Source organism: Bradyrhizobium sp. AZCC 1721, from assembly GCF_036924715.1.
In the GTDB taxonomy this organism is placed as follows: Bacteria; Pseudomonadota; Alphaproteobacteria; order Rhizobiales; family Xanthobacteraceae; genus Bradyrhizobium.
Window position 1 is genome coordinate 6105366 of the sequence record NZ_JAZHSB010000001.1, and the last position, 26089, is coordinate 6131454.

The window sequence follows — 26089 nt, forward strand, 5'->3', positions numbered from 1 at the left end:
GTTCCGCGTCCTTAAGCAATTGACATCAACCCGCATCCATCGCCAGAAAACCCAATGACCGCACAAGAACAACAAGACGAATTCCACGACATCCGCGACGCCGTCGCAAAACTCTGCGCCCAGTTCCCCGGCGAATACTGGCGCAAGCTCGATCGCCAGATGGCGTATCCGAAGGAGTTCGTCGATGCGCTCACCGAGGCCGGGTACCTCTCCGTGCTGATCCCCGAGGAATATGGCGGCTCCGGGCTGAAGCTGTCGGCCGCGGCCGCGATCCTGGAAGAGATCCAGCGTGCTGGCTGCAACGGCGGCGGCTGCCACGCCCAGATGTACACGATGGGCACCGTGCTGCGGCACGGCAGCGATGCGCAGAAGGCGAAATACCTGCCCGGGATCGCTAGCGGAAAATTGCGGCTGCAGGCCTTCGGCGTCACCGAGCCGACCAGCGGCACCGACACCTCCTCGCTGAAGACCGTCGCCAGGCGCGACGGCGACCACTACATCGTCAACGGCCAGAAGATCTGGACCAGCCGCGCCGAACATTCCGACCTGATGATCCTGCTCGCGCGCACCACGCCGAAGGAGCAGGCGAAGAAGCGCACGGATGGTCTTTCCGTGTTCATCGTCGACATGCGCGAGGTCAAGGGCAAGGGCCTGGAGATCCGCCCTATCAGAACCATGATGAACCACGCCACGACCGAAGTGTTCTTCACGGACATGCGGGTGCCGGCCGAAAACCTGATCGGCGACGAGGGCAAGGGTTTTCGCTACATCCTCTCCGGCATGAACGCCGAGCGCATTCTCATTGCGGCCGAATGCATCGGCGACGCCAAATGGTTCATTGCAAAAGCCACCGCCTATGCCAAGGAGCGCGCCGTGTTCGGCCGTCCGATCGGCCAGAACCAAGGCATCCAGTTTCCGATTGCAAAAGCCTACGCCGCGATGCGTGCGGCGGAATTGATGGTGAAGGAAGCCACCCGCAAATACGAGGCCGGGCTCGATTGCGGCGCCGAGGCCAACATGGCCAAGATGCTGGCGGCGGATGCGTCGTGGGAGGCGGCGAACGCATGCGTGCAGACCCATGGCGGGTTCGGCTTTGCGGAAGAATACGACGTCGAGCGCAAGTTCCGCGAAACGCGGCTCTATCAAGTCGCGCCGATCTCGACCAATCTGATCCTGTCCTACGTCGCCGAGCACGTGCTCGGCATGCCCCGCTCCTACTGAGAACAGAAGATGCTGCCGTTAGAGGGATTGATCGTCGTCTCCGTCGAACAGGCGGTTGCAGCCCCGTTCTGCAGCTCCAGGCTTGCGGACGCCGGCGCGCATGTCGTCAAGGTCGAACGCCCCGAGGGCGATTTCGCCCGCGGTTATGACGCCGCCGCCAAGGGCCAGAGCAGCTATTTCGTCTGGCTCAACCGCGGCAAGAATTCGCAAGTGATCGACCTCGCCACCAAAGAGGGCCGCGCTGAACTCGAAGAGCTGATCGCAAGCGCTGACGTGCTGCTGCAGAACCTCAAGCCCGGCTCGATGGACAAGCTCGGCTTCTCGCTGGAGCGCCTGAAGAAGGATTATCCCGCGCTGATCTGCTGCACCATCTCCGGCTATGGCGACGAGGGCCCCTATGCCGATCGCAAGGCCTACGATCTCTTGATCCAGGCCGAGAGCGGACTTGCCTCGATCACCGGCGGCCCCGAAGGCCCGTCGCGCGTCGGCATCTCCGTCGTCGATATCGCCACCGGCGCCACCGCGCATGCCGCGATCCTCGAGGCGCTGATTGCGCGGGGACGCACGGGCCGGGGCGCCGATATCCGGATCTCGATGTTCGATGTGATGGCGGACTGGATGGCGGTGCCGCTGATCAATTCGGAAGCCGGCAATCCGCCAAAGCGGATGGCGCTGGCCCACCCCTCGATCGCGCCCTATGGCGTGTTCAATTCCAGGGACGGCAAGGGCATTCTGATTTCGATCCAGAGCGAGCGCGAGTGGAAGAAGCTCTGCGCGGAAGTCCTGGATCAGCCCGACCTGCCCAATGATCCGCGCTTTGCCAACATGGTCGAGCGCGTGCGCAACCGCCAGCTCACCGACAAGGTGGTCGCCGACAGTTTTGCCGCGATGATGCGCGCCGAACTCCTGAAGCGCCTGGACGACGCCGACATCGCCTTCGCCGAGGTCAACAGCATGGCCGACCTCTCGGTGCATCCACATCTGCGCCGCATCGAGGTCGACACGCCGAACGGCAAGGTGAGTTACGCCGCCCCCGCCGCGATCTTCGTCGGCGAGGAACGGCACTATGGCGCGGTGCCCGCCATCGGCGATCACGTCGAACTTCCCAAAGCTCCCCGTAACAAGAGCCGCCAGCCATGACCGAAGCCCTCAACCTCGATCATTTGCGCCAATGGATCGGCCGCAGCGCGGAAGCGTCAGACATCGTCACCGCGCAACTCGTGAAGGGCCTGCGCGCGACGCTATTTCAGGACATCGGCGACCCGAAGCCCGGCGATGCCGCGCCGTGGACCACGCATTGGTGCCTGGCGCAGCCGGTATTTCCGATGTCGCAGCTCGGTCCCGACGGCCACCCGACCCGCGGCGGCTTCCTGCCGCCGGTGCCGCTGCCGCGCCGGATGTGGGCCGGCGGCGAAATCGAATTCCTCCAACCGTTGCGCGTCGGCGATGAATCGACGCGCACATCGCGCATTTCAGACGTGACGATGAAGACCGGCTCGACAGGCGTGCTGTGCTTCGTTTCCGTCGAACACACCATCACGACGCCGCGCGGGGTTGCCATCCGCGAACGGCAGGACATCGTCTATCGCGACATGGGGAGCGCTGCCCCCGCTTCGCCGCCGAAAGCCGCTCCGCCACCGGTCGCACGGCATCGCGAAACCCATGTCAGCGATCCCGTGCTGCTGTTTCGCTACTCGGCACTGACCTTCAACGGCCACCGCATTCATTACGACCGCGACTACGCCACCAAGGTCGAGGGTTATCCGGGCCTGATCTTCCACGGCCCGCTGCAGGCCGCCCTGCTCGTCGAGTTCGCCGCCAAGCTGCACGGCGACTCGGCGCCGAAGAAGTTCAGCTATCGCGGCGTGCAGCCGCTGTTCGAAGGCGGCGAGTTCTCGATCAACGCCAATGAAACCCACGCCGGTATGGAGCTGTGGATCGCGAACGCGGAGGGACAGCCGACGATGAAGGGCACGGCTGTGTGGTGATAATTCACCGTCATTGCGAGGAGCGCAGCGACGAAGCAATCCATCTGTCCCCGCGTTGAAGCATGGATTGCTTCGCTTCGCTCGCAATGACGGAAAGCTAGATACAATGGGAATCACCTGATGTCGTCTCGCAAACCAGCCAAAGCCGCCGCCGCCTCCCTCACCGTCAAGGACGCCACCTTCGGCCTGCTGCGCGCGTTCGGCATCAAGCGCGTGTTCGGCAATCCCGGCTCCACCGAACTGCCCTTCCTCAGCGACTGGCCCGACGACATCGACTACGTGCTCGGCCTGCAGGAGGCTTCCGTCGTCGGCATGGCCGATGGTTATGCGCAGGCGACCCGCAATGCCGGTTTCGTCAATTTGCATTCCGGCGCCGGCGTCGGCAATGCGCTCGGCAATATCTACACCGCCCATCGCAACCAGACGCCGCTGGTCATCACCGCAGGCCAGCAGGCGCGCTCGATCCTGCCGCTGCAGGCTTTTCTCTATGCCGAGCGAGCCTCCGAATTCCCGCGCCCCTACGTCAAATACAGCGTCGAGCCGGCCCGCGCCGAAGATGTGCCGGCAGCGATCGCGCGCGCCTATTACGTCGCGATGCAGCCGCCCTGCGGGCCGACCTTCGTTTCGATTCCGATCGACGACTGGACACGCCCGACTCAGCCGGTCGAGGCCCGCCACATCAGCCGCGAGCTCGGCCCCGACCCGCAAGCGATGAGAGCGCTGGTCGCAGCGCTCGCAGCCAGCAAACGCCCCGCCTTCGTCGTCGGCCCGGCCGTCGACCGCGCCGAGGCCGTCGATCTGATGGTGTCGGTGGCGGAGAAGGCGAAGGCTGCCGTCTGGGTCAGCCCGTTCTCGGCGCGCTGCGCCTTTCCGGAACGTCATCCGCAATTTGCGGGCTTCCTGCACGCCTCGCCGGGACAGCTATCGGACGCGCTGCGCGAGCATGACCTCGTGGTCGTGATCGGCGCGCCGGTGTTCACCTTCCATGTCGAGGGCCATGCTCCGATCTTCGATGGCGCCACCACGATCTTCCAGGTCACCGACGATCCGGATGCGGCCGCGGTCACGCCGTCGGGCGCCAGCATCATCGCGACCATGAAGCCGGCGCTTTCGATGTTGCTCGACCTCTTGCCCGAAACCGCGCGCGAGATGCCGGCGGGCCGCGTGCTGCCGCCGGCGCCAGCGGCGGCCGATCCGCTCCCGGTCGAATTCCTGCTGTATCAGCTCTCGCAAGCCATGCCCGACAATGCAGCACTGGTGGAGGAAGCGCCCTCGCACCGCCCGGCGATGCAAAAGTTCATGCCGATGCGCGGCCAGGACAGTTTTTACACCATGGCGAGCGGCGGCCTCGGCTACAGCCTGCCTGCCGCGGTCGGCATCGCGCTCGGACGCCCCGGCGTCCGCACCGTCTGCCTGATCGGCGACGGCTCGGCGATGTATTCGATCCAGGCGCTGTGGACCGCGGCGCAGCGCAGGCTGCCGCTCACCGTGGTAGTCATCAACAACGCCGGCTACGGCGCGATGCGCTCGTTCAGCCAGGTCATGCAGGTGCGCAATGTGCCGGGGCTCGAGCTACCCGGCATCGATTTCGTGAAACTCGCGGAAGGCATGGGCTGCCACGCCGTGCGGGTGACGAAATCATCCGAACTCGCGGGCGCGCTCAGCTACGGGCTCTCTTGTGACGGCGTCAGCCTGATCGAGGTGATGGTCGATTCCGCCGTTCCCCTGCTCTACGCGCAGAAGGGGTGAGGCACGCCTTTCGCCACGTCATTGCGAGGAGCAACGCGACGAAGCAATCCATCTCTCCTCGTGCGGTGAGATGGATTGCTTCGCTTCGCTCGCAATGACGTGGATGGACCATTGCGGCCGCGCGGAAGAGCTAGGCCCGACGCGCCGCAGCGATCAGCGCATGGGGCGATCCTGCGTCGCTGGGCCCGTCCGAATAGCCTGGCATACCAGCTCATGACCCATAGGGCTCGTCTATTGGACCGCGAGTTCCATACGCGTCATTTACTTGACGTTGTTCTACGTTCGCACGAGAATTCGGCATGGGGCAACCATGGAGTGAATGCCATGAAACAGCCAAGCCTCAGAAAAGCTGCCCTCGCGATCTCCGTCTTCACATGCGCGACCATGCTCTCGTTTGATTGGAGCGAACAAAGGAACGTTTCGCTATCTGTCGAGCGCGCGCAAGCACAGACGGTTGATCCGTTGACCCCGGCGCCGGGCGTTACCCGGCGGCAGGCGCGGCGGGCCGCGGCCGGTGCCGCCGCGGTGGGCGCCGGTGCTGTCGCAGCCGGAGCGACTGCCGCCTACTACGGCAGCGGACCCTACGCTTACGACCGCGGCAACGGACCCTACGCCTACTACGGCGGCAACAGTCCCAACGCCTATTACGGCGGTCCGGGCGTATGGAGCCAGGACTACGCGGCGCGCAACGGCATAATCTGCCAGCCCGGCACAATGGTCCGCCTGGACGACGGCTTGATGCACAGGTGTCAGTAGCAAAGGAGTAATGCGAAATTCTCTCCTCCGTCATTGCGAGGAGCAACGCGACGAAGCAATCCATGCCTCCGCGTGTTGAGCCATGGATTGCTTCGCTTCGCTCGCAATGACGGGGGAGAGGTCCGTGTGCCCCTCAGCTCATTTCCCGTAAGCTTCCCGCATCTTCGCCTGGATCTTGGCCATGCCCGCGATCCAGCGGTCGTAATTCTCGGTCTTCTTGCGCATGTAGCCGAGCACCTGCGGGTGCGGCAGGATCACAAAGGTTTCCTCTTCCAGCCCCTTCAGCACGTCCTGTGCTACCTGCTCCGGCGAGAGATCGCCGTCGCCCGATTGCGGGCCCTTCGGGATCGAGCGCAGCATGTTGGTGTCGACGCCCTGCGGGCACAGGATCGAAACCTTGATGTTGTCGGCCTTGTGCGAGATCGCGAGATTCTCTGCAAAGCCGACTGCGGCATGCTTGGTGGTCGAGTAGGCCGGGCTGCCGACCTGCGACAATAGTCCCGCCGCCGAGATCGTGTTGAGGAAATAGCCGCCGCCGCGCGCCTTCATGCGCGGGATCAAATGCCGCGCCGCATAGACATGGGCCATCACATGAACGGCCCAGCTTCGCTGCCACGGTTCGTCGGAGTTTCCGCCGGCATTCACCGACAGTGGATCGAAACCGCCGCCGATGCCGGCATTGGAGCAGAACAGCGCAATCGGGCCGAATTGATGCTCGGTCTCCTCGATGACGTGAAGGACGTCCTTCTCTTTTCCGACATCGCATTTGAAGGCCGCCCCACTGATCGGAGTGGCGACGGCTCGCGCGCCATCGGGATCGATATCGGCAACAACGATCTTGGCGGCGCCTTCACGATGAAAGGCCTCGCACATCGCCTTGCCGATGCCATTGGCGCCACCGGTGACGACCACGACTTTGCCTGTCACCTGCATGGTCGCTCTCTCCCGTTTGTTATGATCCTACGTCAGGACCACCATATCGAGAATAGCCGTATAATGGCAGGCGGCGCCGAGCAAGACGAAGCCGTGCCAGATCGCGTTCTGGAAGCGCAACCGCTGCCAGGAATGGAAGATCACCCCAAGGCTATAGAGCACGCCGCCTGCCACCAAAAAGCCCAGCGCCAGCGGCGGCACCGCCTTCACCACGGCGTCGTAAAGCGTGACGCCGCTCCAGCCCAAGGCGAGATAGAGGCCGACCGCCAAACGATCGTATCGCCCCGGCAGCGCCAGTTTCAGCACCACACCGGCAATCGCGATGCACCACACCCCGGTCAGCAGCGCGATCGCGAGATAGCTGTCCCGGAGTTCCACGATGAACGGGGTATAGGTCGCGGCGATCAAGAGATAGATCGCCGAATGATCGAAGCGGCGCAGCACCCATTTGGCGCGCGACACCGGCCAGAGATTATAGACCGCCGACAATGTCAGCATCGCGAGCAGGCCTGTGACGTAAACGGACACCACGGTAATTTCGAACGCACCGGCATAGACCGCCGTCAGCACGATCAGGGCGGTGGCGGCGATGAGCCCGAAACAGACGCCGACGATATGCACGACGCCATCGGCGATCAGCTCGGCGCGGTCGTAATTCCAGTGCATGGCGCCAGCCGCCGCATGGATGGATGTCGAGGCGATTTGTTTCAGTCTGAAGATAGTCATGCAGGTCCGCAGTACGTGGTGAGGGAGCGATTATATATGGGTCTTCCGAGGTCAACGAACCGTTCACGCCGCCGGCTCCAGGGCCGTCGCCATGCGCTTTCGCTGACGATGCCAGTATCCCGTCGCCGTGGCATTTTCGTGCAGCCGGTAACCGCCGGATATCCCGAGCGGATTCGCTCGTCAGACGATCACAAGCGCTTGATTTCGGTCCGCCAATCGCCACTTCTCCGGTAATTGCACACCAACGCCCCTCTCGAGCTTTCCGCCCCGTATGGCCCCCAGTTTTTCAGATATCGTCGAGGAAGCGCGCCTGTCGGCGCGGGCGCTGCTGGACTACGGCGACAGCTTTTTCAATCCCACTGTGCGGCTCGGCGTCACCGGCCTGTCGCGAGCCGGCAAGACCGTGTTCATCACGGCGCTGATCCACGGCCTGACCCGCGGCGGCCGGTTTCCGGTGTTCGAACCCTACGCCTCGGGCCGGATCGCAGGCGCCCGGCTCGCGCCGCAGCCGGACGACGCGGTGCCGCGCTTCGACTATGAAAACCACGTCCGCACCCTCATCGAGCAGCGGCGCTGGCCGAACTCGACCACTGACATCTCTGAATTGCGCCTCGTCATCGATTACCAGCGGCAGAACGGCGCGGACCGCACGCTCACCATCGACATCGTCGATTACCCCGGCGAATGGCTGCTCGATTTACCGCTGCTCAACAGGAGTTTCGAGCAATGGTCGGCCGAGAGTCTTGCGCTGTCGCGCGAAGGCCCGCGGGCAACACTCGCCGCGCCCTGGCACGCGCATCTGAAGGCGCTTCAACCCGAGAGCCGCGAGAACGAGCAGGCGACGCTCGCCGCCGCAAGACTTTTCACCGATTATTTGCGCGCCTGCCGCGACGAACGGTTTGCCATGAGCCTGCTGCCGCCCGGACGTTTCCTGATGCCGGGCAACCTCGCAGGATCGCCGGCGCTGACCTTCGCCCCGCTCGACGTGCCCATTGATGGCGCCGCGCCCGACGGTTCGCTGTGGGCGATGATGCGGCGGCGCTATGAAGCCTACAAGGACGTCGTGGTGCGCCCGTTCTTCCGCGATCATTTTGCGCGGCTCGACCGCCAGATCGTGCTGGTCGATGCGCTCGCGGCCTTCAATGCCGGGCCCGAGGCGCTGCACGATCTCGAAGCCGCGCTTGCCGGCATTCTCGATTGCTTCCGGATCGGTCGCAGCACCATCCTCAGCAGCTTGTTTCGTCCGCGGATCGACCGGATTCTGTTTGCCGCCACCAAGGCCGATCATCTGCACCATTCCAGCCACGACCGGCTCGAAGCCGTGCTACGGCGGGCCGCCGCCAAGGCAGCCGACCGCGCCGAATATGCCGGCGCCGCCATCGACGTGGTCGCGCTATCAGCGGTACGCGCCACGCGCGAGGCAATGGTTACGCGCGGCCGGGAGAAGCTGCCGTCGATCCTCGGCACGCCCGCGCCCGGCGAGACCGCCAATGGCGAGGCCTTCGATGGCGAGACCGAAGTGGCGACCTTTCCGGGTGATCTCCCCGCCGATCCCGAAGAACTGTTCAAGGGCGGCTTTCGCGGCCTTTCCAGCATACCGTCCGACAGCGCCGATTTCCGCTTCCTGCGCTTCCGGCCGCCGCTGCTGGAGCGCACCGGCAAGGACGAGCCCGCGCTGCCTCACATCCGCCTCGACCGCGCCCTTCAGTTCCTGATCGGAGACCGACTGCAATGAGCGAGAAAACGCCGCATCGGCGACCGGCGACGTTCAAGCTCGGCGATCCCGGCGTCATCGTGATAGACCCGGACGACACCGGCCGCCCTGCCCGCGGCACGGTGCAGATCACACCGGAGGCGGATCCGGCGCTGTTGCCCGTTCCACTCGATGCACCGAGGGTCCCGATGCGCCGCGGCTTTCGCTGGGGCGCGCTGTTCTGGTCGGCTATCGGCGGGCTGGTGCTGCTCGGCACAGGGCTCGGCGTCGTCAACCTGATCGAGGACCTGTTCGCGCGCAGCCAGACATTGGGCTACGTCGCGCTGGCATTTGCGGCGGCGGCCGGACTGGCGCTGACCGTCGTCATCGCGCGCGAGGCGTTCGGGCTGGCGCGGCTGGCGGCGATCGAAAAGCTGCACCAGCGCGCCACTGAAGTGCTGCGCAGCGACGACCGCGCCGAGAGCCGCGCCGTCGTCAACGAACTCCTCAAGCTCGCGCATCAAAACCCGCAACTGGCGCGCGCCCGCGCCACGCTTGCCAGCCACGCCGACGACATCATCGATGGCGCCGACATGATCAAGCTTGCCGAGCGCGAACTGATGGCGCCGCTGGATGAGGAGGCGCGCCGGCTGGTTTCAACGGCCGCGCAGCGCGTTTCGGTCGTGACCGCGGTGAGCCCACGCGCGCTGATCGACGTGCTGTTCGTGTTCGTCGCCGCGATGCGCTTGATCCGGCAACTGGCGCGGCTCTATGGCGGCCGCCCCGGCACGCTCGGCATGATCAGCCTGTTGCGCCAAATCATCGGCCATCTCGCCATCACCGGCGGCATGGCGGTGGGCGACAGCCTGGTGCAGCAGATGCTCGGCCACGGTATCGCGGCAAAGCTCTCGCAACGGCTCGGCGAGGGCGTGCTCAACGGCCTGCTGACGGCAAGGCTGGGATTGGCCGCGATCGATGTGACGCGCCCGCTGCCGTTCACGGCATTACCGCGGCCTGCGCTCTCCGATCTCGCCAAGGACCTTTTGAGCAAGCGCGAAGATGAGGCGTAAGCCAATCGCCACGGCATCTGCTCTCACCGTCATTCCGGGCGCGACGAGCGGTGTCTGACGCGGGGGTCCGTACCATCAGATCGATGTCACCTATGAATACCGCGAGCCCCGCGGCAGTTACTTTCTATCCGTCCTATATCGAGCAACGCAATTTTCGGAAATGGCTTGGTGGCGCGTCCTGTTCTTTGACGCTATTTTCTTTGCTCCCACTGGATGAATTTCTCAAGCAGAGCTTCGGATTTTTCGGGCGCCTTAGCCGTTCCAGCGGAGGCGGGTTCGGAAACAGCACGTTCCGGGCTATTGCTTTCTTGTGATTGTTGAAACTGCATGAAACCGTGTAGCAGCTCTTGGGAGTCTTTGGGCGTCGTTTGAGCCGGTGTAGCCAATGCGGGAGTGGAAATGGAAACAGCGAGCTCCGAGCGATCGCGTTCTAACTTTGGAACTAGGTTAAAAAAGATGAGCGCCACGACCACAGCGACACCGATTGCTGCGGCAACTCCACCCGCAACGGCAAACAGCGCGCGTCGTGGACGGCGTTCGTGAGCGAGTTGCAACTCCAGCGGATGCCGGTTGGATTTGGCGAAGGCTTCCTCACGCATCTCATCAAAACGAGACCGAGAGGAAGTGGGAGGCAAATGGTCCGATCTCGTCTGTGTCGCGTTAGATCGATGGGCCGCTTCACTGCGCACCGCGCGCGGTGCGTAGTAAAGAGGATCGTCTGGACTATGGGGCGCGGAATGTTCGTCCGAACGGATGAAACTCATTTGCACTGCTCCTCACGACGCCAAAATTGCTACTCCGGTGCTTTGGTATGGGCGAGATTGTCGTCGCGAAATCCTAGCGAGTCAGTTGCGTTGAGTCATCTCTAAATCACTAGGTCTGTCATCTGTGACGTCGTATGTGACTGCCCGACGAGCAAATCACTTCTGATTTTCAGAAATCGTGTCAAGCCCAGGAACCAAAAATATTCCGCTTAACTTCCGGAGCAAATCATCGGCATAACTGCGCCCGTCTCACCCATTGAGGGGCGCTCGCGATCGTCACGAACGTGCGGTGAGATGCGATGGACGCGGAATGCGCAAGACGTAGGCGCAGGAAGCGTACGGCGAAGTCGTGTGGTTCGGGCGCCGCGGTGCTGGCGTTAAGTCTGCGGGAAGTGTCCCGCCGACGACGGAGGCAAAAGAGCCGTTCTCCGGGAAGAGCGCGAAGTAAGCCGTAAAGCCATTGCGCAGGGAAGGCCGGGATGCTCCCGCTGTACCTGTATGCTCGTGTGCGTTTTTGCTTTGCGCACTTGCATACGAGACCGCGGGTGCGGCAAGCACCCGGTCTTCCCTGCGCCCTCTGAATGAGAGGGCGGGAAAAGAAGATGCAAACCTCGGGCTAAACATGTCGCGAGAATGCGAAACTGTAGCCACACGTCATTGCGAGCGAAGCGAAGCAATCCATTGCCACCTCATACGCGGAAAGATGGATTGCTTCGCTTCGCTCGCAATGACGTGGAAAGGCCACGGCGTACTGGCCCCCCGCATGCGCGGGGGATGACGACCTCACGAAAGGCGATTGTCATGCGCCTCGCGCCCCGCCAGCACACGCCAGCGGAACAGCGGCGAATCCGGCGGCGGCGAGAGTTCGGGGGTCCAGCCCGTCAATTTTTCCAGCGCGTAGGTATCCATCACCATCCCGCGCCAGACGCGCTCGACCCGCTCCAGCGGCTGCCGCTTCGCGGTGGTGAGATTCCAGAGCGGCAGGCGATGGTCCGGCTCACGGGCGACGTAGAGGCCGGGATGATCCTTGATCAGGTTCATGCCGGGATCGCGAAAGCCTTGAAACCGTCCGCGCTCGTTGATCTGGATGACCGGCACCTGCCCTTTGAAATACCAGCGCAACATTGCATAGGTGCGATAATCCGACGTCGCGATCCAGCTCGCACCGGTCTCTCGCAACTGATCCCGCGCGCGCGTCGCGACTTGCTCATAACCGGCCTCGCCACCGATCGGATCGGTCCTGCCGATAAAATTCCAGGGCGCCGCGATATAATAGAAGAACACGCCGACCACGAAGGCGATGCCGGAGATCACCGCCACCCTCGCCCACCGGAACGTCGATTGGACCATCCACTCCGAAAAGCCCTCACGCGGCAGCATGACGAGGTTGATGGCGGTCGCGGCAAAGCCGGCGGGCCACAGGAACATCGGCCAGGTGTCGCCGACCCGCAGGGTCAGCGACTTCCAGAGGAAATAGAGGAAAGGCACCAGCACGGCGGTCGACAGCAGGATCGCGACCGGCTCGCGGGTGCGGTAGCCGCGCCAGGCCGTCAGCATGACGCCGGACAGCACCACCGGCAGCAGCACGAAGCCGACGAGACCGAACTGCAGGCCGATGAATTCGCCGACAGTGCGGAGCGACAATTGATGGGTCGCGACCGCGCGCACGAACTGGAAACGGAACGAGGCCCAATCGTGCTGCGCATTCCAGATCAGTACCGGCGAAAACACGATCGCCGCGATCAGCGCTGCCCGCCATGGATACTGGCTGAGCAGCCAGCGGCGGCGCCAGTCCGGCACCAGCACGAACGCCACAACCGCCGGCAACAGCATGATCGCGGTGAACTTCGACAGCAGCGCCAACCCTGCGAACAGTCCCGCGGCAAGCCACCAGCGAGGGTTGCCGCTCTCATGCAGCCGCACCAGCGCCCACAGCATGGCGACCGCAAACGGGATCATCGCGGTGTCGGGCGCGACCTTCGCCATCAGCAGCCCGTAATACAGCGCTGCTTCCGGCAACAGCATGGCGAAGATCACGGCGCGAACATCATGCGTCACGCGCCGGACGATGTCGGCGAGCAGGAGCTGCGTGACCAGCATCGCGACGATGCCGCCGAAACGCACGCCGAGATTGGTGTCGCCGAAGATCGCGGTGCCGAACCGGATCAGCCAGGCGATGCCGGGCGGATGATCGAGAAAAGCGAGCGCGCTCTCCTTCGACCAGGTCCAGTAATAGGCCTCGTCGGTACGGAGATCGAGCACGCTGGCATAGACCAGCCGCATCGCCGTCAACGCGGCGATCAGCAACGCCACGGCAAGCCAGGGCGGCGTGGCAGAACGGTCCGGTTTGGCTTGGCTGTTATTGGGCGGGGCTATGGTCACGGCGCGCTTTTCCTCGACTGTGCCGGGAGTGTCAACGAGCCGCGGCGGAAAAAAGTTGATCGTCGTCCCTGTGAACCCAGGCGACCCATAACCACCGATCATGATAAGGAAAACCGCATGGCCACAGCCCCACTGAGAGGCCGCGAGTATGGGTCCCTGCGTGCCGCCTTCGCTAAAGCTTCGGCGAGCCCAACGTCAAACCCCGGCGAAGCCTTGGCGAAGACGGGTCGCAGGGACGACGGCGAGTGGTATTCACCGTATGAATTAGTCGCTACCATTGCCCAATATTGACCTATGGATCGCATGGCCGCCCTCTCCCGAGACCAGATCACGACCTTCCTCCGCGGCATCAGCCTGCGGCAGGTCCGCCTTGTCACCGGGGTGATTTTGTTCGCCTATCTGGTCAGCCATTTCCTCAACCATGCGCTCGGCAACATCTCGCTCGAGGCGCTGGCGACCGGCGTCTATCTCCACACGTCGTTCTGGCAGTTCCTGCCGGTCACGGTCCTGTTCTACGCGGCATGCCTGGTGCACACCGCGCTCGGCATCTGGGCATTGTATGAACGCCGGCAATTCCGCTGGAAGGCGATCGAGCCGCTGCAGCTTGCACTCGGCCTCAGCGTGCCGATGCTGATCATCGCCCATATCATCGGCGTCCGGCTCGGCCAGACGCTCTACGGACATGAGAAACTCTATCCGCAGATCCTGTTCCTGTACTGGATCTGGGCGCCGTGGCGGATCTGGATGATGCTCGCGGTCATGACCATCGCTTGGGTGCATGGCTGCATCGGGCTGTATCTGTGGCTGCGGATGCGGGCGTTCTACAAGCGCGCAGCCCCGTTGCTGCTCGCCGCGGCGGTACTTATTCCGACGCTTTCCATGCTCGGCTTCTATCAGAGCGGGCGCATGGTGATTGACAATGACAGCGTGGAATGGCGGGCGGAAACCCAGTCGGAGCGCCAGATCGGCACGCGGGCCGAGGCGCAGGCGCTCGATCGCATCACCGACTATTTCCTGTTCGGCTATTTCGGCCTAATCGGCATCGCGCTGGTGGCGAGAGGCGTGCGCGCCATCAACGAGCGCCGCCGCGGCATGATCAGCCTGTCCTACGGCAACGGGCGCACCGTCCGTGTGCCGAAGGGCCTGAGCGTACTCGAGGCGAGCCTGCGCAACAACGTGCCGCATGCCAGCGTCTGCGGCGGCCGCGCCCGCTGCTCGACCTGCCGCATCCGCATCATCGGCGACTGCTCTGCGCTGCCAGAGCCGTCGCAGCGCGAGGCGTTCGTGCTTGGCCGGGTCGGCACCTCGGATCCATCCATCCGCCTCGCCTGTCAGTTGCGGCCGCCATCCGATCTCTCATTCTTTCAACTCTTCCTGCCGCTCACCTCCGCCGACGGTCACGAGTCGCACCCGACGCGGATTGGTCAGGAGCGCTATCTCGTCAGCCTGTTCGTGGACATGCGCGGCTCGACCAAGCTTGCGGAAAAGCGCCTGCCGTTCGACACCGTCTTCATCGTCAACCGGTTCCTCGGCGCGGTGTCGCAGGCGGTGCTCGCGAGCGGCGGCATGCCGAACCAGTTCGTCGGCGACGGCATGCTGGCGCTGTTCGGACTTTCGACCAGCCGGCAGGAAGCCTGCCGCCAGGCATTGCACGCGGCGGCGATGATCGCTGCCAACATCGACGAATTGAATAAATTTCTCGAACATGATTTGCGCGAACCGATCCGCTTCGGCATCGGCATCAACGGCGGCGAAGTGATCGTCGGTGATATCGGCTACCGCGATCACATGGTGTTCACCGCGCTCGGCGACGCCGTCAACGTCGCGGCGCGCCTGCAGGACATGACCAAGAGCCTTGCATGCGAAGTCGTCATCTCGGACGAAGTTCGCGCTACCGCTGGCCTCGCCGCCGATGCATTGCCGCAGCATGAAGTCGAGATCCGCGGACGCAACGAGCCGATGATCGTACGCAGCGTGACAGATGCGCGGATGCTGCCGGCGCTGGCTAACGAAGAGCAAAGCGCCGCCGCGTGAAATCACGCCGGCAATGGTGGTTCGAGGCGCATGAATAATCGTTCAGAAAAGTGTCGGCGAACGCGGCGCGGCCATGCCCAAGCGCGGCGCAGCCATGCTGAAGGCTCGCCGCCGCCACCCTCCAGGCGAAAGAATGGCGTCAACGCAGCGGATCGATCCACCCGCCAAAAATTGGAATTGCCGGCCGCCCGGCCGCGTCAAATGGACCGGAAACCCTCAAAACGGCCGGAATCGGCTGGGAATGGGGGCATTTTTGCCGAAACGGCCGGTCCGTTTACGCTACCCAGCCTGCCCCAACCCGCGTATCCTCATGCCTCGGGCATGCCGGTTAGTGCGGGGACCGGCAGCTCGTTTATTTTTTTGATTCCGCGGAGACGACGTGAATGGCTAAAGGTACGGTGAAGTGGTTCAACCCGACCAAGGGATACGGGTTTATCCAACCCTCAAGCGGCGGCAAGGACGTGTTCGTTCATATTTCGGCAGTTGAGAAAGCTGGTCTTTCGACACTCAATGAAGGGCAGACCGTCGAGTACGAAGAGATCGCCAACCGCGGCAAAACTTCGGCCGAGAACCTCAAGGTTTAGCGCGACCGCGCAATCGGCAACGGCGCACTCTCGGACCTAAATCCGGGAGTAGGGCTTAAGAAACTTCTCGAAAACTGTGAGCGTTCGGCGGAGCGGGCACCGCTTCTGCACGCACGATGGCTAGATCGTTGCGCGAAAAACCGGCCGCTCAATCTTCCGTGACCCACTTCTGAACCGTCATCACGTCCGGTGGCTGCAGGTAGCCGCGCGGCCAGAGATCGACGACCCATTCGACCCTGGTGGCGCGATCGACCAGCACCGCGGTGTTGTGCGGTGTCTGCAATACCAGCGTATTACCGCGATAGCGCGGATCGCCGATCGCGTGATGCTTCAACAGGCCCCACTCCTGCAGCACCAGCAAAAGACTGGTGGTGTTGCGCGTGGTGTCCCAGCAATCGTAATTGTGCTTGTCGTCGAAGTAGCGGAAGTCAGCTTTCGCCACGCGCTTGTTGGTGCCGATGATCGGCCCCATGCGGCGATCGAACCACACCACCGCCCTCTGCACTGCCGCGCGTTCGGCCGCGGCCGAGGCGCGGCCCGCTTGCATGATCTGTGTCAACGCGCTGCGGTCGCCGGCCGTGAAATCGAGGATTTCGCGGCGCCGGCAGACGAAGCCGTAGCATACGGTCATGGATTTGGCTGAAGGCGGATAGATCGAAACCGAGCTGTAGAGATTGGCGACCTCGGCGCTCATCTCGACCGCTCTCGCCGGCGGCGCTCCAAACAGCGCGGCCAGAATCACGCCAAGCGCGGCCGCGAAGCTATTCCGCGCTCGGCTTCCCTGTATCGGCTGAGCGGCACCTCTCATGATCCCTGCTGTTCCCAAGCGACGGCGTGCCTGACGATTAGCGCGGCTCCCGCACGCTGCCAACCAGCAAGCCCGCGATCTGTGGATCAGGCCGGCGAAATTCCGGCCGCTGTGTTTTCCATGCGCCAGTCGGTTCCGCCGGCGCCGCCATCCCCAGCGCAATTGAGGGGACTTGCGGGCCTGTTCCGCCCATCCCGGCCCCGTTAGACTGGCCGAAGCCAAGAGAAATCCCATGCTAGAAATCCCATGCTGATTCCTCCGTCGCCGCTTCCACCCTTCCGCGCGCCCTACGCGCCCGATGACCGCGCGATGGCCACCCGCCTGCTCCAGGCCGCGCGGCTGGACGCGGCGCAGGAGCGGCGCATCGATCGCGCAGCGACTGCGCTGATCAAAGCCATCAGGGCCAACGACGATCCTCTCGGCGGGGTCGAGGACATGCTGCGCGAGTTCGCGCTGTCGACCAAGGAGGGGCTGGCGCTGATGGTGCTGGCGGAAGCGCTGTTGCGGGTCCCGGACGCCCGCACCGCCGACCAGTTCATCGAGGACAAACTCGGCCAGGGCGACTTCATCCATCATGAAACCAGGTCGAGCGCCTTCCTGGTCAACGCCTCGGCGTGGGCGCTCGGCATGTCGGCCCGCGTGATCCAGCCCGGCGAGACCCCGCAGGGCACCATCGGGCGGCTGACCAAGCGGCTGGGCGCGCCCGCGGTGCGGGCGGCAACGCGGCAGGCGATGCGACTGATGGGCAATCATTTCGTGCTCGGCGAGACCATCGAGGCGGCGCTGTCGCGGGCGCAACCGCATTCCGCGCGCCAGCAACGGTACTCCTTCGACATGCTCGGCGAAGGCGCCCGCACCGACGACGACGCCGCGCGCTACTTCACTTCCTATGCCAGTGCCATCGAGGCGATCGGCCGCACGGCCGATGACCGTCCCCTGCCCGACCGGCCCGGCATCTCGGTCAAGCTCTCCGCGTTGCATCCCCGCTTCGAGGCCGTGAGCCAAGCGCGGGTGATGGACGAACTGGTTCCGCGGCTGATCGATCTCGCCCGGCAAGCCAAAGCCTATGATCTCAATTTCACGGTTGATGCCGAGGAAGCGGACCGGCTGGAATTGTCGCTCGACGTGATCGCGGCAGCCTTCGCTGATCCCTCGCTTGCGGGCTGGGACGGATTTGGGCTAGCGATCCAGGCCTACCAGAAACGGGCCAGTGACGTGATCGATTACGTCGATCGGCTCGCACGCAGCCTCGACCGCAACATGATGGTGCGGCTGGTCAAGGGCGCCTACTGGGACACCGAGATCAAGCGCGCGCAGGAACGCGGGCTCGACGGCTATCCCGTATTCACCCGCAAGGCGATGACGGACCTGAACTACGTTGCCTGCGCAAAACAATTGCTGGCGCTGCGACCACGGATATTTCCGCAGTTCGCCACCCACAATGCGCTCACCGTCGCGACCATCCTCGAACTGGCAACGGAGCAGAGCGGATTCGAATTCCAGCGCCTGCACGGCATGGGCGAGGCCCTCTACGCAAAGCTAGGCGAAGACCGTCCCGATATCGCTCATCGCACCTACGCGCCGGTCGGCAGCCACCGCGACCTCCTCGCCTATCTGGTGCGGCGATTGCTGGAGAACGGCGCCAATTCATCCTTTGTCGCGCTCGCCGCCGACGGGGCGGTGCCGGTCTCGCAATTGCTGCGGCGCCCTGCTGATATCGTCGGCAGCGCCGATAATGCCAGACATCCGAATATCCCGCTGCCGCGCGACCTCTATGGGCCGCAACGAAAAAACTCCCGCGGAATCGAATTCGGTGAACGCGCGGCGTTGAGCAAACTCGTCTCGGCCATCGCCGCGGAACGACTGCCCGCATCCGGAAGCATTGCGGATGCGACGGAGATGGAGGCGAATGCGGCGGTATCGGCCGCACGCGCCGGCTTCACGAATTGGAGCAGAACACCGGCCAAGACACGCGCAGCCGTGCTTAAAAAAGCTGCGGATCTCCTGGAAGCCCGCGCGGCGCATTTCATCGCGCTGCTGCAACGAGAGGGCCGCAAGACGCTGGACGATTCGGTATCAGAAGTCCGCGAAGCCGTGGACTTCTGCCGCTACTATGCGGCACAGGGACGCGAGCTGTTTGGCGATGGCAAGCCGCTTGTGGGCCCAACCGGCGAGAGCAATATGCTCCGTCTGCGCGGCCGCGGCGTCTTCGTCGCGATCTCGCCGTGGAATTTTCCGCTGGCGATATTCCTTGGACAGGTCGCGGCGGCATTGATGGCGGGCAACGCGGTCGTCGCGAAGCCGGCCGAGCAGACGCCGCTGATTGCGGCTGAAGCCATCAGGCTGTTGCACGAAGCCGGCGTGCCGGCATCAGCGCTGCATCTGATCGCCGGCGACGGCCGGATCGGCGGCGCGCTGGTGGCACATCCCGAGATCGCCGGCGTCGTCTTTACCGGCTCGACCGAGGTGGCGCGCACGATCAACCGCGCGCTCGCTGCCAAGGATGGGCCGATCGTGCCGCTGATCGCCGAGACCGGCGGCATCAATGCGATGATCGTCGATGCCACCGCCCTGCCCGAACAGGTCGCCGACGACGTCGTGACCTCGGCATTCCGCTCCGCCGGCCAGCGCTGCTCGGCACTGCGGCTGTTGTTCCTGCAGGACGACGTCGCCGACCGCGTGATCGAGATGATTGCGGGCGCGGCGCGCGAACTCGTCATCGGCGACCCCTGCGATCCGGCCACGCATATCGGACCGGTGATCGACGCCGAGGCCAAGCAGCGGCTGGACGCGCATATCGAACGGATGAAGAAAGAAGCCCGGGTGCACTTTGCGGGTCACGCACCACAGGGCAATTACGTCGCACCGCATATTTTTGAACTGTCCGATGCCGGCCAGCTCACGGAAGAAGTGTTCGGCCCAGTGCTGCATGTGGTTCGCTATCGCGCTGACCGGTTCGACGAGGTGCTGCAATCGGTCGAGCGCTCCGGCTACGGACTGACGCTCGGCATCCATTCCCGGATCGACGATACGGTGGAAGACGCCATCGAGCGCCTGCAGGTCGGCAATATCTACGTCAACCGCAACATGATCGGCGCCGTCGTCGGCGTGCAGCCGTTCGGCGGCCACGGGCTATCCGGCACCGGGCCCAAGGCCGGCGGGCCGCATTATCTGGCGCGTTTTGCAACCGAGCAGACGGTGACCATCAACACGGCGGCTGCCGGCGGAAATGCAGCGCTGATGTCTGGCGGCGAGTAGTTGCATCGCCCACCCCGCATGGGCCAAATGGCATCCGAATTCCAGATTTTCGCTAGCGGTAATTCCGACTTGCGAAAAAAATCAACAAGCCACACGGAGCGGCGGCACTATGGAAAAGGGTATCTTCGACGGCCTCAAGGTTCTGGATTGCGCGAGCTTCATCGCCGCGCCCGCGGCCGCCACCGTGCTGTCGGATTTCGGCGCCGACGTGATCAAGATCGAGCCGCCCGGCGCCGGCGATCCCTATCGCAACCTGCCGAATTTGCCGGGCTACCCGCATAGCGAGTACAATTTTGCGTGGATGCTGGAGGCGCGCAACAAGCGGAGCCTCGCGCTCGATCTCTCCAAGCCCGAGGGACAGGCGGTGCTGCATCGCCTCGCCGCCCAGGCCGACGTTTTCATCACCAACTACCCGCCGCAGGTGCGCCAACGGCTCGGCATCACCCACGAGCATCTGGCACCCCACAACGAGCGCCTGATCTACGCCTCGTTCACCGGCTATGGCGAGAAGGGCGAGGAAGCCAACAAGCCCGGCTTCGACTCCAATGCCTATTGGGCGCGCTCCGGCCTAATGGACCTGGTACGGGCGGACGAACATACGACGCCGGCGCGCTCGATCGCCGGCATGGGCGACCACCCCTGCGCGATGGCATTTTACGGCGCGATCGTCACAGCGCTCTACAAGCGCGAGCGCACCGGCAAGGGATCGCATGTCAGCTCCAACCTGATGGCCAACGGCGTCTGGGCCGCTTCGGTGCTGGCGCAAGCAAAACTGGTCGGCGCGAAATTCGGCGAACGCCGTCCGCGCGAGCGCGCGCTGAACGCGGTGACCAACCACTACCAGTGCAAGGACGGACGCTGGCTGATCCTCTCCCTGCTCAACGAGGACCGGCAATGGCCGACGCTAGCGCGCTGCCTTGGCCGCGAGGATCTCGTCACCGATCCCCGCTTCGAGACCAAGAAGGACCGTCATGCGCGGTCGATCGAGCTGATCAAGATTTTCGACGAGACGTTTGTGACCAAGGACCTTGCGGAATGGCGCAAGATCCTCGACGGCAACGGCCTGGTATTCGGCGTGGTCGGCATCCTCGACGATATTCCGAATGACAGGCAGATGATCGAGAACGAGGTACTGGTGCCGTTCGAAAATGACACCATGCTCACGATCAACAGTCCGATCTGGGTCGACGGCAGCCGCAAGGTCCAGCCGCGCAAGCCGCCCGGCATCGGCGAGCACAGCGACGAAATTTTGCGTGACGCCGGCTATGATGAGGCAGCAATCAAAGCGCTGCGCTCGGCCGGCGCAGTGGCGTAAGTCGAAAAGCCATGCCCAGATATCGACTGCATTACTTTCCGGAGTCGGGAAACAGCTACAAGCTCGCGCTGATGCTCACCCTGTGTGGGCAGAGCTTCGAGCCGGTATGGACCGATTTCGGCGGCGGCATCACGCGCACGCCGGAATGGCGGCGCGACGTCAATCCGATGGGCGAAATTCCCGTGCTCGAGGTCGACGGCGAGCGTCTCACCCAGACAGCGCCGATCCTACTCAAGCTGGCAAAGCAATTCGGCCGGTTCGACGGCGAGACCGAGCAGGAACAGTTCGAATTGCTGCGCTGGCTGTTCTGGGACAACCACAAGCTCACCGGTTACATGGCGACGTACCGCTATTTCCGAACCTTCACGCCGTCGCCGGACGAGCACGTGCTGAAACATTTCCGCAGGCGCCTCGACGATTTCCTGTCGATTCTCGAACAACACATGCAGAAGAATGCATTCGCCATCGGCGAACGGCCGACGGTGGCCGACATTTCCATGATGGCCTATCTGCATTATCCCGCAGACGAGACCGGGTATGATTGGGCGGTGAGCCATCCCGCGATCAACGCCTGGCTCGCGCGGATGGCGCAACTGCCCGGCTGGAAATCAGCGTATGATCTGCTACCCGGCAAGCGCCTGACGCACTACGCCAAATAGTCGTGCGTCAAGCGACCTTGCGTATCGCTACCGGCTTTTGACGAAGCACATGCCGATGCGCGAGATCTTGCCGGCGGCTTGACAGGTCAGCCCTTCGGCGCAGGTCCAGTCGCGAAAACTTCCGTCATCGTTGGCGGCTGACTTGCCTCGCACATAACAATGCGCGCCCCAGCCGTCGTAGTAGTTGCTGCCGGCAAGTTCGGTGCTGCCGCGCAACTGCGGACGGCTGGCAAATCCGCGCGAATAGTCCGGCGGCTCGCCGTCGCGCAGCGCCGCGAGAATATCGCGGCGGCGGATCTGGTCGCCGAAGAAGTGCGGCGACGCCGGCACCACGGTTGTATTCGAAGGCTTGTCAGCCATCCAGTCGACGCCTGGGAAATGAAAGCCACCGATGCCGCGCGTCTGATGGCAGCCGGAACAGGTCACGTCGTTGAGCCGCCGCTCGAACCCGGCACGCGAGCGGATATTCTGCAGCTTCGCGCCGCCTTCCGTGGCCTTCCTTAACGCCGTCACCACGTCAGCATCGCTGAACACGGCGCCCTCTCCATGCACCAGCCCGAATTCCGGCTCCAGATCCGACGGATCGAATCCGACCGGCGTTGGCGCAATCGCGCCGCTCGCGAGGAATTTTTCCGGGATCAGCACGGTGCCACGATCGAACGCGACGAGATTGACGGGATCGAGCAGCCATGCCCTGAACTCGCGCTTGAGGCCATCGTCCGCCAGAAGGCGCGCACGGTCGATCTGGTTCTCCATCGGCGATTCCACGAACGCGCGCGCTTGCCGGTCGTAGCGAAACACCTTCAGGAGATAATCAGTACGGAAGTCGCGAACCGAGGATTTCGGCGCGTGCGCGATCTGGAGATTGGTCTCGATGCGATCGATATTCTGATAGTCGATCAGATCGAGCGGGCCATCGCTCGCCGACGGCTCTCCGCCGAGCCAGCGCCTGGCAATTTCGGAGCATGCGATCGCCGCCCCCTCGCCTCTTGCCTTCAGCACGAGGTTCAGCGTCATCGGCAGCCGCGGCGGCGACGCATCGTCGCCCGCCGCCTTGTTGACCCGCGTCAGGCGGTAAATCAGGCGTATCTCGCCGCAGCTTGCTTCTGCGGCGTAGGTGCGGTCCATACGATTGACGATGCCGGCCAGCACGAACCGCGTCTCTTGTGAATAAAGCAGCGTGCGGTCGAACAATTGGAAATCGAAGCCCTCGCCGATGCCGATCGTTTCCTTTGAAAGGCTCGCGTGATGCCGCGCGATGTAGCGATCGAACTCGCCGTCGATCGCATGCCGGACTGTCGCCATCGATGGCAAAGCGAATAATTCGCTATTGGCAAGCGGGATATCCGCCGACCGCTCCGGCACGAGCATGCGGTCGAGGCGAAGTTTTCCACCATCAAGCCCGCGTAACGTCACGGGATCGGTGATAGCGGCACCGCGCCCAAGCGCCGCACCCTGTGCCGCACGCGCCGACAAAGCACCACACAGCAGAGCAAACAAAATGGCGAGAAATCGTGGCGCGCGGCTCATGTCGCAACTAACACCGCGCGAAGAGGTCTATTCAAGAAAAAAGGCGCTTCACATCGCCGTGAAACGCCTTGCTGTTGGTTTGTCGTGCGTTATCGCGCGGCGATCAGGCCTTTGCTGGTCACGACCACCCAACGGCCGTCCTGCTTGCGAATGGCGTCGACACGGCCGAGGCCGGGCACGGGATCGCCGGCATAGACCTCATACATGCCGCGGCGGCTCTCGATCAGCGCGCTGCCGTTGCCGACATCGCGCAATACCCAGCCTTCGACGGTCGGCAGGCGGGCGACTTCAGGCTTGGGCGGAACCGCGGGTGCTGGCGCGGGCGCGGCGGCAGCAACCTGCTGCGGCACCGAGCCGGTCACTTCCTTCGCAGGGGCCGGCGCGGCAGCAGCGGTCGTTGCGGAGGCCTGGGCGGCGCGGAGCTTGTCGACGGTCTCGCTGAGCTTGGCAAGTTTCGCCGCGGGCTCGGCCTGGGCCTTCTCGACCTTGTCGAGGCGATCACTGGCCTTGTTGAGCTGGCCTGTCGTCGTCTTGGACGTCTGCTCCAGGCTCGCCTTCAGTGCACCGATCTCGGCATCGAGCCGCGCCACCGAGGCTTCGAGGGCGCTGTCCTTTGCCGACGCCTGGGTCGAATCTCCGGCCATCAACTTTCCAATACCTGTGGTCGCCAACGCGCCACTGAGCGCACCGGCCACGGTCGCCAGCGCCACAACGGCGGCCATGGCGCCGATCCTGCGCTTGCCGGACGATGGCTCCGCCGGCGCAGCCTTCGTCTCAGTGCCGACGCGGTCGCCAGGCGACATGATCGTCACATTGCCGGGGAAGCGCGGCGCTTCCGGCTTTACGGCGTCGATTTTGGGAGCATCAACCTTGGGAGCCTCAACCTTTGGCGCTTCCATGTTGACGGCGTCCACCTTGGGCGCGTCTGGCTTCGGGGCGGTCTCTTCCTGCTCGGGCGCCAGTCTCACGGGCTCGACCTCAGCCGCGGCGGCCACCGGCTCGCTCGGCGCCGGTTTGTCCGGTGCGGCTGGCCCGGCCCCAAGGGTTCCGGTCTCACCGCTGGTGGGCTGGGATTGTTGATCGCTCACGTTGGATTCTCCAGAATTGATTGACCATTTGGTAACTTTTATTGCTTGCCAAATCGTTACCGGCCCGGGCCTTACCGAAATTTTAGGAACTGATCCGGTCCGGTTTTGGCCTGATACACGTCAGCCATCCCGGTCCAGCCTTTCCTATGCTGCCCTGCGGCATCCGTGGTTCCGTTTGCGCCGGCTCTTTTCCCGACTAACATGGACGCAACCGACCAGCCAGAAAGGCAGGGGGCCACCATGACCATCGAGAAATGCATCAACGAGTTTGATGTAGATGACGTCATTTTTGAGGAAGGCTCGACCGGCCGGGAACTGTTCGTCGTGCTCGACGGCAAGGTCGAGATCGCCAAGATGAACGGCGCCAGCAAGACCGTGATCGTCACGCTCGGCAAGGGTGAGTTCTTCGGCGAGATGGCGGTAATCGACGGCTCGGCGCGTTCGGCGACGGCCATTGCGGCCACCCCACACACCCGCGTGATGCGCATAAATCACGCCCGCTTCGTCTACCTGGTGAGCCAGCAGCCTGCCTTTGCGCTGATGATCATGGATGCGCTCAGCAAGCGCCTGCGGGCCTCCAACACGGTCGCCTTCCGAACCGCGGGCGGTTCATGAGCGAGCGCAGACCAAGCCCGTTCAAGACGCTGCTCGAGAGCGACTTCTGTACGCTGATCCAGGCCGCCGAAGACGTCTACCAGGTCCGCTTCAAGAACCGTGCGGCGAACGCCTATCTGGTGCGAGGGAGCTCGCGCACCATCCTGATCGATGTCGGGCTATCCTCGAACTATCCGCACCTGCTGACGTCTCTCGATCACGTCGGGGTAAAGCCCGACGATATCGATATGGTAGTGCTGAGCCACGAGCATCTCGACCACATCGGCGCGGCCTATCATTTCCACGGCCGCGCCTTCATCGCCGCGCACCGCCTCGCCGCCAACAAGATCATGCTGCGCGACGACTTCTCAATGCTGCGCAAGATGTTCAACGAGCCGAACGTGCCGATCAACATCGATCTCTGGCTTGAAGAAGGCAATTTGATCGACCTCGGCAGTTTCCGCCTCAACGTGATGCACACGCCCGGCCATACCTCGGCCTGCATCACGCTGTTCGACCAGGACAAGGGACTGCTGTTCGCCTCCGATACGTTGATGCCCGGTGGCGTCATGGGCGGCGTGTTCGGCTCCGGCAGCATCGCCGACTACATCCAGTCGCTGGAGCGGCTGAAGGGCCTGAACTCGAAAATCCTGCTGTCGGGCCACGGACGGCTGTCCGACACGCCGCAGGAGGATGTGCGGATCGCGATCCAGCGCTCGCATGGATTGTTGTCGGATACCGCGCAATTATTCGACGCGCTGGACGCGCGAGCGAATTTCGAGCCGATCATGCAGTCGGTGCGCGACCTCAACAAGCTCGACGACAGCTAGGCCTGCCGGCCCGCAGGATACAATGTCGAGCAGTTCGCTGTCCGCTTGATCAAGAAAAAGGCCGGCGGGCGTTACGCCGCCGACCTTGTCTTGCAACTGCCGGCTCG

General features: G+C 63.7%; 21 protein-coding genes. 14 read left to right on the forward strand and 7 right to left on the reverse strand.

Annotated elements, in window-relative coordinates:
• The first annotated feature begins 54 nt into the window (after nt 1-54).
• From V1273_RS29150 to V1273_RS29170, 5 genes are all read left to right on the forward strand, one after another.
• Nucleotides 55-1221 (forward strand): acyl-CoA dehydrogenase family protein, encoded by a 1167-nt coding sequence (locus V1273_RS29150; protein WP_334380314.1) that lies wholly within the window; start codon nt 55-57, stop codon nt 1219-1221.
• Between the two features lie 9 nt (nt 1222-1230).
• Nucleotides 1231-2361, forward strand: a complete 1131-nt coding sequence (locus tag V1273_RS29155; RefSeq protein WP_334411685.1) for a CaiB/BaiF CoA transferase family protein — start codon at nt 1231-1233, stop codon at nt 2359-2361.
• The gene (locus tag V1273_RS29160; RefSeq protein WP_334411686.1) at nt 2358-3209 is read left to right on the forward strand and encodes an FAS1-like dehydratase domain-containing protein; all 852 of its coding nucleotides are present in this window, start codon (nt 2358-2360) and stop codon (nt 3207-3209) included. Before V1273_RS29155 ends, V1273_RS29160 begins: the two co-directional genes overlap by 4 nt.
• 120 nt (nt 3210-3329) lie before the next feature.
• The gene (gene mdlC, locus V1273_RS29165; protein ID WP_334411687.1) at nt 3330-4958 is read left to right on the forward strand and encodes a benzoylformate decarboxylase; all 1629 of its coding nucleotides are present in this window, start codon (nt 3330-3332) and stop codon (nt 4956-4958) included.
• A 324-nt stretch (nt 4959-5282) separates the two neighbouring features.
• Entirely contained in the window at nt 5283-5714 is a 432-nt protein-coding gene (locus V1273_RS29170; protein ID WP_334411688.1) for a hypothetical protein, read from the forward strand.
• A 138-nt stretch (nt 5715-5852) separates the two neighbouring features.
• Here the strand turns inward: V1273_RS29170 and V1273_RS29175 are convergent, their stop codons facing one another.
• A complete protein-coding gene (locus tag V1273_RS29175; RefSeq protein ID WP_334364809.1) occupies nt 5853-6647 on the reverse strand; it encodes an SDR family oxidoreductase in 795 nt (264 codons plus the stop codon).
• A 27-nt stretch (nt 6648-6674) separates the two neighbouring features.
• Nucleotides 6675-7373, reverse strand: a complete 699-nt coding sequence (trhA, locus tag V1273_RS29180) for a PAQR family membrane homeostasis protein TrhA (protein ID WP_334380308.1) — start codon at nt 7371-7373, stop codon at nt 6675-6677.
• A gap of 271 nt (nt 7374-7644) precedes the next feature.
• On the opposite strand from trhA, the gene V1273_RS29185 reads away from it, so the two are divergent.
• Both V1273_RS29185 and V1273_RS29190 read left to right on the forward strand, forming a co-directional pair.
• Nucleotides 7645-9108, forward strand: coding sequence for a YcjX family protein (locus V1273_RS29185; protein WP_334411689.1), 1464 nt, complete (start codon nt 7645-7647; stop codon nt 9106-9108).
• A complete protein-coding gene (locus tag V1273_RS29190) occupies nt 9105-10136 on the forward strand; it encodes a YcjF family protein (RefSeq protein ID WP_334364811.1) in 1032 nt (343 codons plus the stop codon). The genes V1273_RS29185 and V1273_RS29190 overlap by 4 nt, the downstream gene beginning before the upstream one ends.
• A 191-nt stretch (nt 10137-10327) precedes the next feature.
• Here the strand turns inward: V1273_RS29190 and V1273_RS29195 are convergent, their stop codons facing one another.
• Nucleotides 10328-10900, reverse strand: a complete 573-nt coding sequence (locus V1273_RS29195; protein ID WP_334411690.1) for a hypothetical protein — start codon at nt 10898-10900, stop codon at nt 10328-10330.
• 783 nt (nt 10901-11683) lie between these two features.
• Complete coding sequence (locus V1273_RS29200; protein WP_334412286.1) at nt 11684-13183, reverse strand: glycosyltransferase family 39 protein; 1500 nt, start codon at nt 13181-13183, stop codon at nt 11684-11686.
• Between the two features lie 402 nt (nt 13184-13585).
• Here V1273_RS29200 and V1273_RS29205 point away from each other — a divergent pair, with 402 nt between their 5' ends.
• Together V1273_RS29205 and V1273_RS29210 are read left to right on the forward strand one after the other, a co-directional pair.
• The gene (locus tag V1273_RS29205; protein WP_334380303.1) at nt 13586-15316 is read left to right on the forward strand and encodes an adenylate/guanylate cyclase domain-containing protein; all 1731 of its coding nucleotides are present in this window, start codon (nt 13586-13588) and stop codon (nt 15314-15316) included.
• A gap of 383 nt (nt 15317-15699) precedes the next feature.
• Nucleotides 15700-15900 (forward strand): cold-shock protein, encoded by a 201-nt coding sequence (locus V1273_RS29210; protein ID WP_028351035.1) that lies wholly within the window; start codon nt 15700-15702, stop codon nt 15898-15900.
• Between the two features lie 148 nt (nt 15901-16048).
• Here the strand turns inward: V1273_RS29210 and V1273_RS29215 are convergent, their stop codons facing one another.
• Nucleotides 16049-16708 (reverse strand): hypothetical protein, encoded by a 660-nt coding sequence (locus tag V1273_RS29215; protein ID WP_442894119.1) that lies wholly within the window; start codon nt 16706-16708, stop codon nt 16049-16051.
• Nucleotides 16709-16954: 246 nt separating this feature from the next.
• Between V1273_RS29215 and putA the strand changes: the two genes are divergently transcribed.
• The 3 genes from putA to V1273_RS29230 all read left to right on the forward strand — a co-directional run bounded on the left by putA (nt 16955) and on the right by V1273_RS29230 (nt 21940).
• Nucleotides 16955-19966, forward strand: a complete 3012-nt coding sequence (gene putA / locus V1273_RS29220) for a bifunctional proline dehydrogenase/L-glutamate gamma-semialdehyde dehydrogenase PutA (RefSeq protein ID WP_334380302.1) — start codon at nt 16955-16957, stop codon at nt 19964-19966.
• Nucleotides 19967-20075: 109 nt separating this feature from the next.
• Nucleotides 20076-21281 carry a CaiB/BaiF CoA transferase family protein gene (locus tag V1273_RS29225; protein ID WP_334380301.1) on the forward strand — a complete coding sequence of 402 codons (1206 nt, stop codon included), beginning with the start codon at nt 20076-20078 and terminating at the stop codon, nt 21279-21281.
• A gap of 11 nt (nt 21282-21292) precedes the next feature.
• A complete protein-coding gene (locus V1273_RS29230) occupies nt 21293-21940 on the forward strand; it encodes a glutathione S-transferase family protein (protein WP_334380300.1) in 648 nt (215 codons plus the stop codon).
• Between the two features lie 27 nt (nt 21941-21967).
• Here V1273_RS29230 and V1273_RS29235 read toward each other — a convergent pair whose 3' ends face one another.
• Nucleotides 21968-23470, reverse strand: a complete 1503-nt coding sequence (locus tag V1273_RS29235; RefSeq protein ID WP_334364819.1) for a hypothetical protein — start codon at nt 23468-23470, stop codon at nt 21968-21970.
• An 89-nt stretch (nt 23471-23559) separates the two neighbouring features.
• Nucleotides 23560-24558 carry a hypothetical protein gene (locus tag V1273_RS29240; RefSeq protein ID WP_334380299.1) on the reverse strand — a complete coding sequence of 333 codons (999 nt, stop codon included), beginning with the start codon at nt 24556-24558 and terminating at the stop codon, nt 23560-23562.
• A gap of 240 nt (nt 24559-24798) precedes the next feature.
• Here V1273_RS29240 and V1273_RS29245 point away from each other — a divergent pair, with 240 nt between their 5' ends.
• Together V1273_RS29245 and V1273_RS29250 are read left to right on the forward strand one after the other, a co-directional pair.
• Entirely contained in the window at nt 24799-25173 is a 375-nt protein-coding gene (locus tag V1273_RS29245; protein WP_334380298.1) for a Crp/Fnr family transcriptional regulator, read from the forward strand.
• A complete protein-coding gene (locus V1273_RS29250) occupies nt 25170-25982 on the forward strand; it encodes an MBL fold metallo-hydrolase (RefSeq protein WP_334380297.1) in 813 nt (270 codons plus the stop codon). Before V1273_RS29245 ends, V1273_RS29250 begins: the two co-directional genes overlap by 4 nt.
• Nucleotides 25983-26089: the final 107 nt, after the last annotated feature.